We start from the raw sequence: 14,651 nt of genomic DNA, 5'->3' as shown, positions 1-14,651 counted from the left end.
TGGGGGTCTTGGGGCTGGGGGGGCCCCTCCCGCCGCACCGGGGGGGGGCCCGGCCGGGGTAGCAGTCCCCGGGCGGGGGCCCTCGTGCCGCCTGCGGCGGCTCAGTACTTGCGGACGTAGCGGTCGGTGGCCTCCGGGTCAGCACTGCCGCCGCTGTCCCGGTCGTAGTCCCCCCGCTCCGGAAGGGCGCCGACCGTCGGGCGGGCGCCGCCGCGGGTCTCCGACGCTATGGTCGACGGCCGAAAACCGCCCCGCTCGCCGTGGATGATGCCGACGATCCGCTCGGCCAGCGCCGGCCAGTCGCGCGGCACCGAGGCCAGTTCGTCGGTGCGGGTGACCGGCGAGGTGATGACGACGACGGCGTCCGCCTGCAGCGCGGAGGCCGCGGTCATCGGCAGGTCGGTCAGCGGCGGGGTGAGCAGCAGCACGAGGTCGACGACCGGGGCGCGGTCGGCGAGGATCGGCGCGAGCCCGCCCGGCCGGGAGGCCCGCGACGGCGAGACCCGGTTGTAGAGGACGTGGCCGCGGCCGCTGCCGGAGGAGCGGGCCAGGCAGGTCGGCTCGTGCGCCCAGCGCGGCAGCTCGCCCGAGGTGGCCCGGGGCAGCCGCTCCAGCACGGAGCGGACGTCCGAGCTGGGCGAGGCGTCGAGGACCAGCACGACGCCCTGGTCGTCTGACCAGCTGGCGGCGACGCCGGCGACCGTGTCGGAGGTGAGGTCCCCCTGGGCCGCCGGGGTGAGGGCGACGACCTTGACCGTCGGCGAGAGCACGGCGGCCATCGCGGAGACGATCGTGTCGATGCTTGGCGCCGCGGTGCCGGTGCCGCCGACGATGAGCGGCGCGCCGATCGCGTCGGCGGCGGCCCGGCCGTCCAGCACGGTCGGCTGGCGCAGGTAGCGGATCCAGATGACGGCCATCGCCACGAACAGCCCGATCAACCCGGCGATCAGCACGCTGACGAAGGGCTTGGGCGCGATCTGGCCGGCCTCGACCGGGTCCTCGGCGAGCCGGACCGAGCTCGCGGCGACCGCCTGCGCCACCATCGCGTTCGCGATCTTGCCGTTCAGGTTCTCGATGGCCTGGGTCTCCGCGGTCACGTCCGGCGCGGCGGTCTGTCCCACGGCCTGCTGCTGCGCCGTGGTCACCGTCTTCTGGAGCGCGTCCCGCTGCTCCCGCAGCTTCTTGAGGGTCTCCGCGTCACCGCCGCTGTAGTTCGTCAGCAGCGTCTTGAAGGACTTGGTCGTGTACTCGACAAGCTGCCGGGCCTTCGTCTGGTCCTCAGCCAGGCCGGTGATCGTGAAGTAGTAGCCGGACTCGGCGGGCACCGCGGTGATGTGACCAGCGACGTAGCCGGGATCGGTCCTCAGCTCGGTCGCGACCATCTTGATCGCCTGCGACGAGGTCGCCATCTCCGCCTGGGTCTGCACCACTTCCCTGATGTCGACCGAGCTGGAGCCCTCCTCGTCGATCGCAAGGAAGATCTTCGCGGATGCCTTGTAGGTGGGTGTGACCACCATGCTCACGATGAGACCCAGCGCGCCCGCGACGACCACCGCGATCACTATGTGAAGCCAGCGGCGCCCGAGGACCCGCAGCAGTGACAACGCCGGCGCGTTCCCGCCGTCGTTGCTCTGAGAACCAGCTGAGCTCACCGCTCCGCCTCGCTTCCACTTGACGCGGTGGTGTTCCGCGATCCCGAGGGAGCCGCCAAGCGCCCCCGTACCAGCGCGCTCTGGCACCTACGACGGCAGATACCGCGTGGCGCGGGCGAATTCCCGCGACCTCGTGGTCTGGAATGCGAGCATAGCCCAGGGCCGTGGGCGGCAAATCGCCAGGGCGGCAACGCCGGGCCAATCCGGTGGCCGGGGCGTTCCGCGTGCCGGGGATCTATCTCCGTGCCGCGCGCAGCCACTCCTCGACGGCGCGCGCCTCCGCCGCCCAGTCGGTGCCCGGGGCGAGGTGCCCGGCCTCCAGGTGGGTGGCCAGGTCGGGATCCGGCGCGACCAGGACGCGCCGGCTGTACTCGGGCCGCGCCAGCGCGACCACGTTGAGCGCGCCGCGCACCCCGGTCAGCGCGACCCGGCGCGCGGCCCGCTTCACCGTCGGTGCCTGCTCGTCCGGGTCGAGCGGCTCACCACCCAGCTCCGAGAGACCGAACGGCCGGTAGCCCTGGTAGGCCATGCAGGTGGCGTGGTCGAACGCGCCGCCGACGAACGGCGTGGTCCGCAGCAGCCGCTCGTCGGCGAGGATGGTGTGCACCCAGGCGCCGTACGTGCTCGTCGAGCTGACCGCGTGGTACCAGCGCGCCCGGCCGATCGACACGGCCTCCTCGTCACCGTCGGCCCGGCTCGCCGACGCGATCGTCGGGCGGCGCCTCGTCGCGTCGGCGGCGAAGCGCAGCTCGCTGTAGACGGTGAAGTAGTCGGCCTCGGGCAGCTTCTCGGCGGCGGCGACCACGCCGGACAACGCGTCGGCGCTGTAGAGATAGTCGTCCTCGGCGAACCAGACGAGGTCGTCGTGGGCCCAGCCGCGGGTCCGGGGCAGCCGTAGCACGTACCGGTAGGACGACCGGTTGCTGCCGCACCTGATCGGCAGCACCTCACCGGCGCCCGACATCATCGACAGGCGTTCTTCGGGAATCGGCCCGTCGTTCGCGAACACCACTTGTGTCGGGATACCGACGTTCTCTACGGCGCGCAACAACGAAGCCAACGCGAGTGTCTTGCTGTAGAACTCCGGCCGGTTCTTCGTGTTCTCGCTCCCAACCGAGCGGCACACCACGTACAGCCTCATGCGACTCACTCCACGTTCAGGTGTTCGATGCCGACGCGCCTCGCGCCCGGCCGGGACGCGGCTCCGGCCGCCGTTCGCGCTGGTCCACCCGCTCCCCCTGGCTCCGCTGCTCCTGATCCTGGCCCGACTGCTCCTGGGCTGGCTGCTCCCGGCCCAGCTGCTTGCCGCCCGGCTGCTTGCGGTCACCGCCGTCCGACCGGGGCGCGGGGCCGTTCGCGACGGCCCACTCCTGCTCGGCCTCGCGGGCCGCGCGGCGCAGCAGCCGGTACCAGAACGGCACCATGACCCAGTTCGCCACGATGTAGCCGCACACCGCGCCGGTGCCACCGCCGATGGCCACACCGATGATCGGGTAGAGCAGCAGCTGCGGAGCCATCAGCGCGTTCAGCCGGAAGGTCTGCCTGGCCCGCCCGAGGGCGATCAGCATGCAGCTCACGCCGACGGTCGAGGCGGCGCCGGCCTGCTGGATGATCGACAGGCCGAGCAGCTCGTGGGTCCCGGCCCAGGTGTCGCCGAGCAGGCGCTCACCGATGGGCTTCCCGCCGATCTCGATCGGCCCGATAAGCAGGAAGCCCAGGCCCCAGACGATGCCCAGCGTCGCGACCGCGGCGGAAAGCCGGTAGGCGGCCCGCAGCCGGTCGGCGGCCGACATGTCCTTGCGCCGGGAGTACTCCGGGATCGCCCAGCTGATGATGCCGATCGCGAAGATCGTGGTCGGGCCGAGGAGGGTCTGCACTCCGCGCAGCGCGCCGTTCACCTGGATCGCGGCGACGGCGGCGATCACCAGGAAGCTCGCGTTCAGCGCGCCCTGCACGGCGACGAACTCGGCCGCGAGGTAGCCGTTGATGTCCCGGTGCTCCCGGATCCACTGCAGCGCGCGCGTGGGCGCTGGCCAGAACCCCGCCTGGACGACGCCGATCAGGGCCGCCACCGCCGCCGCCGCGCCCCAGGCGAGCAGCATCGGCGAGGCGACCCTGACGTCCCGGGCGAGCAGCACCGCCACGCCGGCGACCTGGACCACACCCCACAGGGCGTCGTTCGCGGCGGCGGCGGCCGGGCGGCCCTGGGCGAAGAACACCTGTCGCCACAGGTCCTGCACGAGCAGGCCGGGCAGCACGATGCCCAGGATGACCAACGGCGGCCCGACCGAGCCGCCGAGCACCGCCCCGACCAGGGCGCAGCCGACGCCGACCAGCAGGCCGAGCACGAACGCCGAGCCGGTGGCCTTCGCGGCGGCGCCCGCGAACACCGACTCCGGGGCGCCGGCGAACCGGATGGACAACGGCTGCCCGCCGGTGGACTTCGAGAAGCCGATGACGACCGCGAACACCGCGAAGGCGATGGAGAACGCGCCGAACTCCGAGTCCGACACCCGGCTCGCGACGACGAACATCAGGATGGAGTTGGTGCCGCTGGAAATGACCTGGTCGATCAGGGTCCAGATCGCCCGGCTACGGGCCGATCCGGGCGCCTTGCTCCGCTCGCCGGTGTGGGGTGACCAGCCGACCCCAGGCTTGCTCGGCAGCTCCGCCGCGTCGAGGTCCCGCAGGCCCAGCTCGTCCTCGCCCGCGCCCGGCGGCGGCTGGCGGCGCTGGCGCGCCGGGTCGCGGAAGAGACGCTGGGTGCCCTCCGAGTCCACCGCCCCACCCGGCCCGCGGCCGGGGCCGTAGAGCCGCGGCCCCGTGGTGGACTCGCGACCGGACTCCTCCTCGGCGAGCCGCCGGCGCAGCGCCGTGAGATCGATCGTCTGGGTGAAGCTGTTCATGAAGTTGCTCTGGAAGGGCTGCGGCAGGCCGCGGTTGTCCCAGCCGCGGTGCCGCTCCGGCTCGCCTTCCTCGGCCTTGCCCGCCCCCGCCGGCCCGTCGGGTGACCGGCCGTCACCCGCGCGGGCGTCGTCCGGCCGCCCGCCGACCGGCACCCTCGGCGCCGGGCCGGGCGTCCGCGGGTCCCGCGCCGGCCGGTCCCGGGCAGGCTGCTCCTGGGGCGGCTGGTCCCGCGGCGCGGGCGCCTGGGCGGGCGCGCGGCCGGCCGGGCCCACGGGAGCACCGGGCCGGCCACCCTGGTACGCGCCGTCGGGGCGCCCGCCCCGTCCGTCGCCGCGCGAGATCACCTCGGTGCGCTCGCCGAGGCCGTCACGCTTGCCAGGACCGGCAGGCTTACCGGGGTCGACGGGCTTACCGGGGTCGACAGGCTTGCCGGGGTCGACAGGCTTACGGGGGCCGGCAGGCTTGCCGGGGTCGACAGGCTTACGGGGGCCGGCAGGCTTGCCGGGGCCGTCGGCACGCGGGCCGTGACCATCTCCGCGTGTGATCAGCTCGGTGCGCTCGTGCTGTTCCGGGTCATCGGCCCGGGCCGCCGGCCGCCCAGGCCGCTCCATCGCACCGCCTACAGGACGACGGGCCGCGGTACGGGCACGATGAACGAGCCGCCGCGGGACGCGTACTCGGACTGCTGCGCCATGATCTCGTTCTTCACGTTCCAGGCAAGCAGCAGCAGATAGTCGGGCTGACGCTCGAGCAGTGCCTCGGGTGGCAGGATCGGCAGCCGAGCCCCGGGCATGTACTTGCCCTGCTTGTGGACATTGCGGTCCACGACGAAGTCGATCAGGTCGGTGTTGATGCCGGTCGAGTTCAGCAGCGTGGCGCCCTTCGCGGCGGCGCCGTAGGCCGCGATCGTCTTGCCCTGGGCCCTGAGGTCGGTGAGCAGGGCGAGCAGCTCACGCTGCAGTTCGCCGACCTCGGCCCCGAAGTTCCCGTAGCGCTCGAACGAGTCGAACCCGGCCGCCCGCTCGGCGCCGAGGACGCGCGCCACCGACTCGTCAGGCGCGCCGCCGCCCAGGGCCCCGGCGCGCGCGCTCCGCCAGCGCAGCGTCCCGCCGTGGAGCTCGGGGAACTCGGTGACGCCGACCAGTTCGAGGCCATGCCGGCGCACCAGCGCCTCGACGGCGATCGTCGAGAAGTAACAGAAGTGCTCGTGGTAGACGGTGTCGAACTCGGTGTGCGCGAACAGCGCGTGGAGACCGGGGTTCTCGACGCTGACGACGCCGTCGTCCTTGAGCAGGATCGAGAAGCCCTCGACGAAGCTGTTCAGATCGGGCACATGCGCCATCACGTTGTTCGCGATGATCACATCGGCCCGCAGGCCCTCGTCCACGAGCCGCTGGGCGAGCTCGGCGCCGAAGAACTCCTCGCGGGTCGGCACGCCGACCTCGCGGGCCGCCGCCGCCGGGCCGGGCGTCGGTTCGATCCCGAGCACCGGGATGCCGCGCTCGACGAACGCCTTGAGCAGGTAGCCGTCGTTGCTCGCCACCTCGACGACCAGGCTGTTCGGCCCGAGGTCGCGGCTCTCGATCAGGTCGATCACGTTCTTTTCGGCGTGTCGGACGAGCATGTCGGAGAAGGACGAGAAGTACGGGTAGTCCTCGTCGAAGATCTCGTCAGCCGGCAGTACATGGGTGAGCTGAACGAGCGCGCAGTCCTCGCAGAACCCGACCTCGAGGGGGAAGCTCGGGTCGGCCTCGTCCAGCGCGTCCGCGCGGACCAGCCGGTTGGCGATCGGCGTCGCGCCGAGCGAGAGGAACGGCCGGAGCCGCTCGCCCCCGCACGACCGGCAACTGGTCACCTCAGTCGCCGACGCTGGTTCCCCTGACATGCGTTCCCCTGCCTGACGGGCCCGGCTCCCGGCCGGGTCGAACATCGAGATCTGGTCTGCTGGTGTCTGGTCCGCCGGGGTCTCCCGGCGGACCACCCGACCGCGGCCCGGCCGCGCCCTGGCGCCCCGGCGCGCCCGCCGGGCACGAGCCACGTCGGACACCGGATATCCGACCAGACGGATGTAACGGTTTCGCTAACGGGGTGTCCCGAGCCCGGACGGTGCCGGTCAGCGCCGGTCAGGCACCTGTTCTGGACTCTCTCGCAACGGGATGGTATCGCTCGCCTCGCGTCTCCCAGGTATGCACATGCGGAGCACGTGCCGCCGGCCGGCGCGCGGGCCCGCTACCCCACCTCCGCACCCGCAATCCCCGCCGTGGCCGGCAGCAGTGGCCAGGACCGGTCCTTGTCGGAGATCACCGTGACCGGCAGCTGCCAGGCGATGCCGAGCTCCGGGTCGTCATGGCGCAGGCCGCGGTCGTGGCCCGGTTGGAAGGGCACGTTCATCTGGTAGGTCACCTCGGTGTCGTCGACGAGGGTCTGGTACCCGTGCGCGAGACCAGCGTCGATGAACAGCGCCCGGCGGTTGTCGGCCGTCAGCTCCACCTCGACGTGACGCAGCCAGGTCGGCGAGCCAGGCCGGGTGTCGACCACCACATCAAGCAGCGCGCCCCTCGTCACCCGCACCAGCTTGGTCTCGCGGACCGGCTCCCCCGCCCAGTGCATGCCCCGGATCGTGCCGGCGCGCCGGTTGTGGGCGACGCTGCACTGCGCGACGTCGACCGCGAGCCCGGCGCGCGCGAACTCCTCCTGGCAGAACGTCCGGGCGAACAGGCCGCGCTCGTCGGCGAACGGCTCGACGTCGACGATGAACACCCCGTCCAGCTCGGTCGGCGTGATGATCACCAGTGGCCTCCGAGGAACTGGTCCTAGTACGTCCAGAACAGGTCTGCGTCGAGCTGCTTGGTGGCGATCAGGTACTGCAGCTGCTTCAGCCGGGTGTGGCCGCGGCCCGTGAAGGTCGCGTCGTCGAGCTGGATCCGGCTGAAGACGTCGTGGAGCTGCTGGGCACCCTTCAACGCGTCCCAGTCGCAGGAGAAGCCGGGCAGCTCGGAGTGAATCTTGTCGAAGTTCACCCGGTAGCTGCGGTTGTCGCCGCCGTTGTCGCCGAAGCTGAGCTTGCAGCCGGTGAAGACCGTCGCCACCGCGTCGGCGATCTCCTTGACCTGGTAGTTCTGCGAGCTGTCGCCGACGTTGAAGACCTGGTTGTGCACGGCGTCCCGCGGGGCGTCCAGCACGCAGCGGATCGCCTTGGCGATGTCGAGGCCGTGCACCAGCGGCCGCCACGGCGTGCCGTCGCTGGTCATCGCGATCTCCCCGGTCGTCCAGGCGACGCCGGAGAGGTTGTTCAGCACGATGTCGAACCGCATCCGGGGCGAGGCGCCGTAGGCGGTCGCGTTACGCAGGAACGTCGGCGAGAAGGTGTCGTCGGCCATCGGCGTGACGTCCCGCTCGACGAGCACCTTGCACTCGGCGTAGGGCGTCTGCGGGTTCACCTCGGAGGTCTCGGTGACGTCGCCGCCGGCGGCGACCCCGTAGACGCTGCACGACGACATGTAGACGAACCGCTGGACGCCCGCTTCCTTGGCGAGCGTGGCGAGCCTTACCGAGCCCTGGTGGTTCACCTTGTAGGTGACGTCGGGGGCGAGCGCGCCGAGCGGGTCGTTGGACAGCTCGGCCATGTGCACGACCGCGTCGACGCCGGCGAGGTCCTCGACGGTGAGATTCCGCAGGTCCTTGTCGAGGGTGTGCGCGGTCCGGTCGGTTCCCCGGTAGAGCCAGCCGTACTTGTAGTAACCGGTGTCGACGCCGATGACGTCATGGCCGGCGCGCAGCAGCTCAGGCGCCAGCAGGCTACCCAGATAGCCCTCCGTGCCCGTGACGAGCACCTTCATGCGCGAGTCCTCCCGTTACTCGAGGGCGCGCGGGCCCCTTGCCTCGTGGGGCCCGCGGTGACGTGCCATGGCCTGCCAGCGGTCACGGCCTGTCGGCTGGCGGCCTCCGGCGACGCGGGCGGAACACGATCTCGCGCCTCCATCGGCCTGGGCACGGCCCGGCCTTCCAGCCCAGAACGGTACCGACCGTTCCTGTGGCGCTCGCGACCGCCGCCCCCAAGCAGGTGTAAGGGACGTGACAGCCTCACGCCGCGCGGTGACACCGCCACGAATCCAGGCCGATGGTGTCCACGGTCACCGTGACACCCACGGCGGCGCGAACCCGCGAACCCGGCGCGGTAACGGTGTGGTCTCAGTGGCCACGGTCAGCGACGGCCCAGTCGGCGGGGGCCCGGTCAGCGACGGCCTCGGTCAGGCGAAGCGCGCGACCCGCCACTCGCGGCGGCCGCGGCGGACGAGGACGACCGAGCCGTGCAGGAGGTCCGCGGCCGTGACGCGGGCGGCCGGGTCGGTCGCCTTGACGCCGTTGACCAGGACCGCGCCGTTGCCGAGGTGCTCACGGGCGTCACGCTTGCTGCTCGCCAGGCCGACGGCGATCAGGAGGTCGACGACGGGCCAGCCCTCGCCGGCCAGCCGGGACGCGGGCTCGTCGATGCTTGGCACGTCAGCGAACACGTCGCCGAGCATCTCGGGCCCGATCGCGCGCACGTCGCCCTTGAACAGCGCCTCGGAGGCGGCCTCGGCCGCCTCGGTCGCCTCCGGGCCGTGGACCAGCGTCGTCAGCTCACGGGCCAGGTGCCGCTGCAGCGTCCGACGCGCCGGGGTCTCGGCGTGCTGGGCGAACAGCTTCTCCAGCGGCTCCCGGTCGGTCAGTGAGAAGAACAGCGCGAACCTGCGGGCGTCCTCGTCCGAGAGATTGATCACAAACTGGTAGAAGGTGTAGGGCGAGGTCCGATCGGCGGACAGCCAGACGGCGCCCTTCTCCGACTTGCCGAACTTGGTGCCGTCGGAGCGCAGAAGCAGCGGGCAGGTGATCCCGTGCGCCTGCGTCCGCAGCACGCGGCGGATGTAGTCGATGCCGGCGACGATGTTGCCCCACTGGTCGGAGCCGCCCATCTGCAGCGTGACGCCGTGGTCCTCGCACAGCCGGCGGAAGTCGTACGCCTGCAGCAGCGCGTAGCTGAACTCCGTGTAGGTCAGACCCGCGTTCGGGTCGTCCAGCCGGCGGCGGACCATGTCCCGCTTCGTCATCTCGCCGACCGGGAAGTGCTTGCCGACGTCCCGCAGGAACTCGATCATCCCAAGCCCGCCGAGCCAGGCCGAGTTGTCGAGGAACAACGGCATCTGCTCAGGCTCCAGCGCCCGCGCGAAGATGCTCCGCGCCAGCTCCTGGTGACGGGCCACGTTCGCCGCGACATCGTCCGCCGACAGCAGCTGCCGCTCGGCCGACTTGCCGGACGGGTCGCCGATCAGACCGGTGCCGCCGCCGAACAGCGCGACCGGGGCCACACCCGCGCGCGCGGCCCGGATCAGCAGGGTCATCGCCAGCAGATTGCCGATCGTCAGCGACGGGGCCGTCGGGTCGAAGCCCATGTAGACGCGCCGCGCACCACTGTCGAGGTGGGCCCGCAGCTCGGCGGGATCGGTACTGTCGTGGATCATCCCACGCCAGGACAGCTCCTCCAGTAGCGCGCTCGTCATTCCCCCATGCTACCGACGCCCCGCCTGCCGTGATCACCAGCGGGCGCCGCGACACCGGATGCTGGAGCGCCGGACGCGGGGGCGCCGGACGGCATGGCTCCGGGCGGGGGCGGCGCGGGAGACGCGGGAGGCGCGGCCGGGGCGCGCGGCGGTGTCAGCGGCCCGCCCGGCGCCCCCCGGTCCGCTTCGGGCGACGCGAGTGCGCCGGCGCCGGCCCCGGCCGGTCGGCGCAGCGCCCTGCTGGCCGCGAAGGCGCCCGCGCCCAGGCCGATGCCGACCAGCACCGCCGCCGTGATGCCTCCCACCCAGGCCAACGCGCCGGGGCCGTCCTCCTCGTCGCCGGCTGGCGGCACGACGACGTCGGTGGGGCCGGGCGCCGCCGGCGAGGCGGGCGGGGAACCACCTGAGGTGCCACCGTCCGGAGCGTCGCCGCCCGCGCGCAGCAGGGCGTCCTCGTCGGCCGGCAGCGGGTTGCCCGCCTGCGCGCCCGGCTCGGCCAGCAGCGGGTTGACGGCGACCCGGTCCGGCGTCGCCGTCAGCGCGGCCAGCGGGTCGACGATGCCGAAGCCGAACTTCTCGTCCCGCCCGGGCGGGCCCTTGTCGTCCGCGGTCCTGATCAGGAGGTCGATCACGCTGGGCGCGCTCAGGTCGGGATACCGGGCCCGCACCAGGGCCACCACCCCGGAGACGATGGCCGTCGAGTTGCTGGTGCCGTCGCTGGTCGCGGCTCCGACGGGGGAGAGCTCCGCGGGGACTGGTGAGCGGATGCTGGCCCCCGGCGCCGCCAGAACCGCCCGCGGGCCGTACGCGGAGCCCACCCAGAGCTCACCGCGCGGGTTCGAGCCGGTGACCGCGATGACGCCGGGGATGTTCGCCGGAGAGTTGATCTCGTAGGCCTCCGGGGGGCTGTCGTCGGACTCGACGTTGCCCGCGGCCGCGACCACGACCACGTCGCGCGACAGGGCGTACCGCACCGCCGACCGCTCGCCGACGCTGGCCGATCCGGTCGAGCCGAGCGAGAGGCTGATCACCTTGGCGCCGCGGTCGGTCGCCAGCCGGATCGCCTGCGCCACCTCGACGGTGTCGGTCTCGACCCCCGTGGAGACAGGCAGGATCTTCGCGTCCGGCGCCACGCCGAGGAACCCGGTCGGGGCCCCGTCGGGGCCGGTGGGGCGCGCGGCGATGATGCCGGCCATCGACGTGCCATGACCGTCCGGGTCGTCGTCGCGCTGCCCGTCGGGGGCCGCGTCGGCGCCGAGGCCGATGCCCGGGAGCAGCTGGCCGGCGAGGGCCGGATGGGTGGCGTCCACACCGCCGTCGACGACGGCGACCACGACGCCGGTCCCGGTGGAGAGCCGGTGGACGTCGGCGAGGCGCAGCTCGTCCACGTACCACGGGCTGGTCTGCGCCCGCGCGACGCCGCCACCCAGGCCGAACAGGACAGGGCCCAGGAGGACCTGGCCGAGAACGAGGACGCCCACCAGCGCCGCGGGGGCGCTGAGCCGACGCGTCGACGCCCGCCGGCAGCGGCCGGCCGCGGCGGACCGGGGCCGGCTGACCCCCGGTGAGGACGCGAAAGGCATGGACGCGCCCCCTTCAGCGAGCGGCAGCCCCGTATCGCCAGTCCGGGACCGCGCCAGCGCGCCGGACCGCTACGGGTTTCCGGCAGTTTTCCACGGCCGGCGCGGTCCGGGGAGCCGCGGTCCCAAACGCGACATCGCGCGCGTCCCGGACCCGTCGGGCGCCGCGGCTCAGGGCTTCGGGGGACCGACCAGCAGGCCCTTGATGTAGGCGGCGTGCTCCTGCGCCGTCGCCTCGCGCCCACGGGCCCGTGACAGCACGGTGCGCCCGGCGTAGCCCGCGACGAGCATCGAGCGCATGGCGTTGACCTTGGCCGGCGCGTTGTGCTTGCGCAGGTAACGGATCATCGAGGCGCCGCGCATCTGCAGCATCCACGTCTTGGCGGCGCCCGAGCCACCAGCGCCGTGCGGGACCATCAGATCGGTGCGCAGCTTCTGGCGCAGCCCCGCCTCCCGGATCGCGCGGCCGAGCGCCATGTCCTCGCTGTAGACGTAGAACGTCTCGTCGAAGGCGCCGAGGTCGAGGAAGGTCTGCCTCCGCACGGCCATGCAGGCGCCGGTCAGCCACTCCGGCTCCATCGACTTGCCCGGGACGGGCTTGGCGAACAGGGCCGAGGACGGCGCGATCTTGTGGGCTCCGAGGACGTGCAGCAGCACGCGGCGAGGCGTGGGCTCCCAGCCTCCGTTGCCAAGCTCCGGCTTGCCGTCGTGGCCCTTCATCGTCGCCGCGCTGGTCACCAGCGACCGGTCCGTCCGCAGGTCGTCCACGAGCGAGTTGATGATCTCGATGGTGGGCCGGCTGTCCGGGTTGCCGAGGATGACGTACTCGTACGCGGACGACCGGATGCCCATGTTGGCGGCCTTGGCGAAGCCCTTGCCGCCCCCGGAGTCGAGGTAGCGCCCGTTGGTCCTGTTGGCGAGCAGTTCGTGGACCTTGTCGGCACCCTTGGCGTTGTCGATGATGACCACCGGCATGTCCGGGGGAAGCTCGGCGAGCATCTGCTCCAGCTGTCCACGGCTGTGGAAGCTGACGATGACTAGCTCGTACGCCCAGGCGGGATCAGTCACGGCCTCAGTTTGCCAGGCGGCCCTGGGGAAGCCGTCGACCACCCGTGACTGGCCGCCCTGGCCCGGGACGACGCCGACCGGGACGACGCCGTCGCTGACCCAGGACGGCCGGAGGCCAGGACCGACCGCCGCCGCCGGCGCGTCCGGCGCGGGCCGGTGCCCCGAAGCCTCGGGCTCGCCCGCCCCGTTCCACTGGTCAGTCACCGTGACAACTCCCCACCCGCCCGAGCCGACGCGTCCTACTGCGCCGGCCTGTACGTCCGCTCCGGCCCGAACGTGTCCGCCGGCCCCTGTGGCCGCGGCTGCCGGGTGTCCGCCTGCCCGTAAGGGTCGGCGGACCCGTAGGAGTCCCCGAAGCCGTCGGCGTCGTACGGCTGCCCGGTGCCGAAGTTCGGGGGCAGGATGATCGGCCCGGTCGCGGCCGCCTCCGGGCCGATGACCGGCTCGCCCGCGCCCCCCAGGGGGCCACGGGCGGGGGCGGATCCCTCGACCGCCGGCTGCTCGCCGCCCGCGCCGAGCGCGGGAGCCCCCTCCGGCGCGACCCGTTCGGGCTTCGGCCAGACCGCCGGCCGGTCGTGCGCGAGGAACCGGCGCACCCCGCCGAGCGCCACGGCCTGCAGGAAGAACACCTGGGCGGCCAGCCGGGACGGGCCCGGCGGCGTCTTGCCGTTCGCCAGGGCCGCGGCACTGGCCGCGCCGGCCAGGTTGCCCGCGAGGAACAGCCGCGCGCCCCAGCTGTGCCGGGCCGCGGGGACCGACATCGCCACGAGGGCGACGTGCGCCATCGGGCCGAACGACGAGCGCACCACCCGGTGGCCCCACAGCTGGGGGGTGACCGACAGCGCCCCCGGCGCCATGGTCGCGCGGCGCCGCCACATCATGTCGAGGTTGCCGGCGACGATCCTGGTCCGCCGCTCCCATTCCTCCGAGTACGTCGGGCTCGAGGTCTCGACCGAGTACGCCTCGGGCTCGTAGACCACCCGCAGCCCGCTCTCCAGCACGTCGAGAGCCAGCCACGCGTCGTCGACCGCGACGTCCGCCGGCAGCGGGCGGAACGCGTCGCGCCGGAACGCCAGGAACTCGCCGACGACGCCGATGGTCGCCCCCGTCGCCGACTCGCACCGCTTGAGCCAGGACTCGAACTTCCAGTAGAAGCCCTGCGCGCCCTGCGGGTCGTCCACCTGCTTCTCGCCGGCCACGGCGCCGACCGTCGGGTCGCTGAAATGCCGCATCGCCGCGCGCAGCGCCCCAGGCGCCAGCGACGCGTTCGCGTCCGTGAGCAGCACGACGTCGCTGGTCGCCGCGGAGACGCCGCGGTTGACGGCCCGGGCCTTGCCGAGCCGCTCGCCGGACGAGAGCACCCGCACGCCGGCGCGGCGCGCGGCGGTGGCGGTGTCCTCGTCGTCCGCGACCACGATGATCTCGAGCGCACCTGGGTAGTCGGCCGTCTGCAGCTCGTCGAGCTTGGTCCCGATGACCGCGGCCTCTCGATAGGCCGCGACGACGACGCTCACCGACGGCCATTCGTCCGGATCCGCGGGTGCTTCGGGGTTGCGACCCCGGCTTTTCAACCCGATATAGACCGGATACAGAACGTGACCGTACACGGTGGTCGCGCCGAGAAAGGCGACGGTGGCGCCACGGCCGAGGGCCCGTACTCCTGCCATGACCGATAACCGTAACGGGGTCCCGCGGACGGCCGACGGATGGGGCCGCCGTCGGGCACCCGACACCGGGGAAAGTGTGGCGGTCGCCTCAAGGTCGCCCAGGGGCGACCATCGGCGCTCCGCCTGTCGGACGCTTCGCGCCCGACCCGCCTGGTGCCGGGCAGGACCTGTATACCCGGGGTCGGGTTGGGATCTTGGTTACGTCGCGTCCAAGGTCGCTGGCGCGACCCCAGACCT

The 14,651-nt window shown here is 72.9% G+C and carries 10 protein-coding genes; all 10 read right to left on the bottom strand.

What is annotated here, in order from left to right; genetic code table 11:
• Positions 1-101: 101 nt before the first annotated feature.
• Positions 102-1,652 carry a Wzz/FepE/Etk N-terminal domain-containing protein gene (locus I6A81_RS06920; protein WP_203006632.1) on the bottom strand — a complete coding sequence of 517 codons (1,551 nt, stop codon included), beginning with the start codon at positions 1,650-1,652 and terminating at the stop codon, positions 102-104.
• 235 nt (positions 1,653-1,887) lie between these two features.
• Complete coding sequence (locus I6A81_RS06915; protein ID WP_203006631.1) at positions 1,888-2,793, bottom strand: hypothetical protein; 906 nt, start codon at positions 2,791-2,793, stop codon at positions 1,888-1,890.
• Between the two features lie 16 nt (positions 2,794-2,809).
• A complete protein-coding gene (locus I6A81_RS44735; RefSeq protein WP_285223020.1) occupies positions 2,810-5,170 on the bottom strand; it encodes a hypothetical protein in 2,361 nt (786 codons plus the stop codon).
• Between the two features lie 8 nt (positions 5,171-5,178).
• Positions 5,179-6,444 (bottom strand): class I SAM-dependent methyltransferase, encoded by a 1,266-nt coding sequence (locus I6A81_RS06900; RefSeq protein ID WP_203006628.1) that lies wholly within the window; start codon positions 6,442-6,444, stop codon positions 5,179-5,181.
• Positions 6,445-6,788: 344 nt separating this feature from the next.
• On the bottom strand, positions 6,789-7,349 hold the full coding sequence (locus I6A81_RS06895) for a dTDP-4-dehydrorhamnose 3,5-epimerase family protein (RefSeq protein ID WP_203006627.1): 561 nt from the start codon (positions 7,347-7,349) through the stop codon (positions 6,789-6,791).
• A gap of 23 nt (positions 7,350-7,372) precedes the next feature.
• A complete protein-coding gene (locus I6A81_RS06890; protein WP_203006626.1) occupies positions 7,373-8,398 on the bottom strand; it encodes an NAD-dependent epimerase/dehydratase family protein in 1,026 nt (341 codons plus the stop codon).
• Between the two features lie 411 nt (positions 8,399-8,809).
• Complete coding sequence (tyrS, locus tag I6A81_RS06885; RefSeq protein WP_203006625.1) at positions 8,810-10,099, bottom strand: tyrosine--tRNA ligase; 1,290 nt, start codon at positions 10,097-10,099, stop codon at positions 8,810-8,812.
• Complete coding sequence (locus I6A81_RS06880) at positions 10,096-11,682, bottom strand: S8 family serine peptidase (RefSeq protein WP_203006624.1); 1,587 nt, start codon at positions 11,680-11,682, stop codon at positions 10,096-10,098. Before I6A81_RS06880 ends, tyrS begins: the two co-directional genes overlap by 4 nt.
• A 168-nt stretch (positions 11,683-11,850) precedes the next feature.
• Positions 11,851-12,747 (bottom strand): glycosyltransferase family 2 protein, encoded by an 897-nt coding sequence (locus tag I6A81_RS06875; protein WP_307874514.1) that lies wholly within the window; start codon positions 12,745-12,747, stop codon positions 11,851-11,853.
• A 239-nt stretch (positions 12,748-12,986) separates the two neighbouring features.
• Complete coding sequence (locus I6A81_RS06870; protein ID WP_203006623.1) at positions 12,987-14,414, bottom strand: glycosyltransferase family 2 protein; 1,428 nt, start codon at positions 14,412-14,414, stop codon at positions 12,987-12,989.
• Positions 14,415-14,651: the final 237 nt, after the last annotated feature.

Origin of the sequence: Frankia nepalensis, assembly GCF_016786325.1 — a bacterium.
GTDB classification, from domain to species: Bacteria; Actinomycetota; Actinomycetes; order Frankiales; family Frankiaceae; genus Pseudofrankia; species Pseudofrankia nepalensis.
This window is presented reverse-complemented; position numbering and strand designations above follow the sequence as displayed.

Coding starts and splice junctions, on each gene's coding strand:
- I6A81_RS06870 (WP_203006623.1), bottom strand. CDS start 14,414: ATGGCAGGAGTACGGGCCCTCGGCCGTGGCGCCACCGTCGCCTTTCTC.
- I6A81_RS44735 (WP_285223020.1), bottom strand. CDS start 5,170: ATGGAGCGGCCTGGGCGGCCGGCGGCCCGGGCCGATGACCCGGAACAG.
- tyrS (WP_203006625.1), bottom strand. CDS start 10,099: ATGACGAGCGCGCTACTGGAGGAGCTGTCCTGGCGTGGGATGATCCAC.
- I6A81_RS06915 (WP_203006631.1), bottom strand. CDS start 2,793: ATGAGGCTGTACGTGGTGTGCCGCTCGGTTGGGAGCGAGAACACGAAG.
- I6A81_RS06890 (WP_203006626.1), bottom strand. CDS start 8,398: ATGAAGGTGCTCGTCACGGGCACGGAGGGCTATCTGGGTAGCCTGCTG.
- I6A81_RS06880 (WP_203006624.1), bottom strand. CDS start 11,682: ATGCCTTTCGCGTCCTCACCGGGGGTCAGCCGGCCCCGGTCCGCCGCG.
- I6A81_RS06900 (WP_203006628.1), bottom strand. CDS start 6,444: ATGTCAGGGGAACCAGCGTCGGCGACTGAGGTGACCAGTTGCCGGTCG.